Origin of the sequence: Lapillicoccus sp. (genome assembly GCF_025353065.1) — a bacterium.
Classification (GTDB): domain Bacteria; phylum Actinomycetota; class Actinomycetes; order Actinomycetales; family Dermatophilaceae; genus Lapillicoccus.
On sequence record NZ_JANXRJ010000338.1, the window covers coordinates 1 to 2731 of the forward strand.

The following is a 2731-nucleotide window of genomic DNA, read 5'->3' on the forward strand; positions in this document are numbered from 1 at the left end:
CCGCACCAGAAGCGGCGCACCTGAGCGACAACGCACAAGCATGAGCGACGCCGAGAGCGCAAAGAAGATCGTGCACGACGTCTTGAGCCCTCGGGCGTCCTGCACAAAGAACGCCTTGGAGACGATGCGAAGGAGAGAGAAGAGCACACCCGAAACCCCGTTGCCGAGCTGCAACGGCGGAAACGAAGCGGCGCGGTGGCGCGGTGGCGCGGTGGCGCGGTGGCGCGGTGGTCGGGCGGTAGGGATGCGGCGGCGGTGCCCAGGCCGGGCGTTTCGCCGACGGCGAATGTCATCCCGGTGGGTCGCTTAAACCCTTGCGGGAGACCGCGTCGCGAATTACGGTTTCAGGACACGAGAAGGGAGGTGGTCAGATAGTGAGTTCACATCGGACACGTGAGGTGACTGCGCGCTAGCGCAGCCGTTCTGCTGGCCGCCTCTTAGCCAGCGAAGGACGCGCGATCGCCATACCAAGCAGTCGCTGCAGCCCGTGGGTACGCACACCCTCGTCCAGGTGTGCCGCCGACCTTCTCGCCATCCGGTGAGGGATCGGTAGCCCACGGGTTGTCCGCGTCCGGCTGCGGGTGGGGTCCGGAGGGAGCACGCGCATCCAGAGCTCGTCACCTGCCCAGTTCTGAACGCACCGCGCGCTGAGCCCCCGTCCAGACCTCGTCAGCTGCCCAGTTCTGAACGCACCGCGCGCCGAGCCCCCGCCCAGACCTCGTCACCTGCCCAGTTCTGAACGCATCGGCGCCGTCACCGGACGCCGGCTCAGGGCTGACGCCGGTGCACCGTCCACGCTGCCGCGTCGTCGAGCGACGGGACCGTCGCGACATCCTGGGCCGCCGCTCCCCCGCCCGCGCCGACGGCCGTGAAGACCAGCCGGTCGTGCAGCCGGTTGCTGCGGCCGCCCCAGAACTCCACCTCGGTCGCTCGCACCCGGTAGCCCTTCCACGTCTCGGGGACCGGGACGTCGTCGGGCCTGCCGTGGTCGGGGAACTGTGCGGCATACCGGTCGTAGTCGGCCTCGAGCTGGGCACGGCTGTTCGCCGGCGCCGACTGGTGCGAGGCCCAGGCGCTGATCCGCGACGCCCAGGGGCGCGAGGCCCAGTAGGCCTCGACCTCGTCCGCCGCGACGAGCTCGATGGTCCCGCGGAAGCGGATCGCGCGGAACATCGCCGGCCAGGTGAGCGCGGCGGCGACGTGCGGGTTGGCGCTGATCTCCATCCCCTTGGTCGAGTCGGAGCTCGAGACGAAGCCCGGTCCGCGTTCGTCGAGGAAGCGCAGCAGCACGGTCCGCACGTTGGGGACACCGTGGGCGTCGACGGTCGCGACGGAGATCGCGCGCGGCTCGTAGACGTCGTCGTGGTCGACGGCCCGCGCGTCGGCATCCGCGACCCAGCGCTCGAGCTGCAGCCAGGGCGTCGGCGCGAGGTCCTCCTCGCTGAGGCCGTCGCCGGTGTAGTCGTGCCGGGTGACGGCTTCGGCAGGCATGGTGTCGCTCCTTCGGGCAGACGTGCGGGAATCGTTCCCAAGGCTAGGCTGACGTCGGGAAGCAGGAGGTGCCGGTATGCCGCTCGGCAGGGTGATCGTCACGGCCGCGAAGGCCGCGGTGAAGTACGGGCCGGCCGCGAAGGTCGTCTACGACCAGGCCAAGGAGCCGGCGACCGACTACGCGCGCAAGAAGCTCGAGGGCGCCCGCAACCGCCGGTTGGCGATCGAGAAGGCGCGCACCCTGCGCGACGGCATGCTGCTGCGGGTGATGCCCCACGACGAGCCGGTCTGGATCGTCTTCAGTGGCGACGAGCCGGTCTCCGCCCACCCGGACGGGGGCCGGCCGCTCGCCGAGCTGCTGGCGCGGGCCGACCTGACCAAGCGGATCTATCCCGACCAGATCCCCTCGACCAAGGAGCGCGCGGCCGCCGTCCGCGACACGGCGATCGACTCGGTGCGCCGACGAAAGAGCCCGCGCGACAAGGGTCCTCAGGACCGGATCGGCTGAGTCGACCTCGGCTGACTCGAACCGCGTGGGTGGCGCCGTCGTCAACCGTCCTTGACACGGATGCCGAGCTGGTCGGCGAGCGCGTCGGCGAGGTCCAGCAGCTGGAGCCGGCTGACCAGTGCGCCACCGAGGCTGGCGAGGCCCTGCGGCGCGACGAGCATGGCCTCCGAGAGGTCGACGTTCTTCAGCGTCGCGCGGGCGAACTGCGGCACGGTCATGGTGCAGCCGCTGAAGGTGACGCCCGTGAGCGTCGCGCCCGCGAGGTCGGGCTCGACGAGCACCACGTCCTCAAACCGGACGTCGCGCAGGGTTGCTCCCCGCACATTGAGGAACTCGATCTTGCCGCCGCGCACCGTGACGTCGCGCCAGGTGGAGGAGTATGCCGCGGGGGCACCGAGGCGTGCGTCGGTGATCGTCACGTCGAGGAAGGACGCCTCGGACAAGTCGAGCCCGGCGCCGCGGACCTTCGTGAGGCTCGAACCCACCCAGCGCGAGCGGGAGAGGTCGGCGCCCGCGAGGTCGCAGGAGGTGACGTCGCACTCGAGGAACCGCGCGCCGCAGGCCTTGACGCCGCTGAGCTCGAGGCCCGAGAAGGAGATCTGGTCATAGGTCTCGTCCTCCTCGAGGCGACCCTCGAACGGCTCCAGGTGCGGCATACGGGCGAGTGTGTCAGCCCGGACCGACACCCCCCACCCCTCCGTTCCGAACACACGTTTTGTGAAGTCTCCGGGG

General features: G+C 70.4%; 3 protein-coding genes. 1 reads left to right on the forward strand and 2 read right to left on the reverse strand.

The genetic code is table 11. From position 1 onward, the window contains the following. Nucleotides 1-768: 768 nt before the first annotated feature. The gene (gene pdxH / locus Q0R63_RS24310; protein WP_295702987.1) at nt 769-1491 is read right to left on the reverse strand and encodes a pyridoxamine 5'-phosphate oxidase; all 723 of its coding nucleotides are present in this window, start codon (nt 1489-1491) and stop codon (nt 769-771) included. Between the two features lie 76 nt (nt 1492-1567). On the opposite strand from pdxH, the gene Q0R63_RS24315 reads away from it, so the two are divergent. Continuing rightward, nucleotides 1568-1999 (forward strand): hypothetical protein, encoded by a 432-nt coding sequence (locus Q0R63_RS24315; protein ID WP_295702989.1) that lies wholly within the window; start codon nt 1568-1570, stop codon nt 1997-1999. A gap of 41 nt (nt 2000-2040) precedes the next feature. Here Q0R63_RS24315 and Q0R63_RS24320 read toward each other — a convergent pair whose 3' ends face one another. Then, nucleotides 2041-2655 carry a pentapeptide repeat-containing protein gene (locus tag Q0R63_RS24320; protein ID WP_295702992.1) on the reverse strand — a complete coding sequence of 205 codons (615 nt, stop codon included), beginning with the start codon at nt 2653-2655 and terminating at the stop codon, nt 2041-2043. Nucleotides 2656-2731 lie beyond the last annotated feature (76 nt).

Coding starts and splice junctions, on each gene's coding strand:
- pdxH (WP_295702987.1), bottom strand. CDS start 1,491: ATGCCTGCCGAAGCCGTCACCCGGCACGACTACACCGGCGACGGCCTC.
- Q0R63_RS24315 (WP_295702989.1), top strand. CDS start 1,568: ATGCCGCTCGGCAGGGTGATCGTCACGGCCGCGAAGGCCGCGGTGAAG.
- Q0R63_RS24320 (WP_295702992.1), bottom strand. CDS start 2,655: ATGCCGCACCTGGAGCCGTTCGAGGGTCGCCTCGAGGAGGACGAGACC.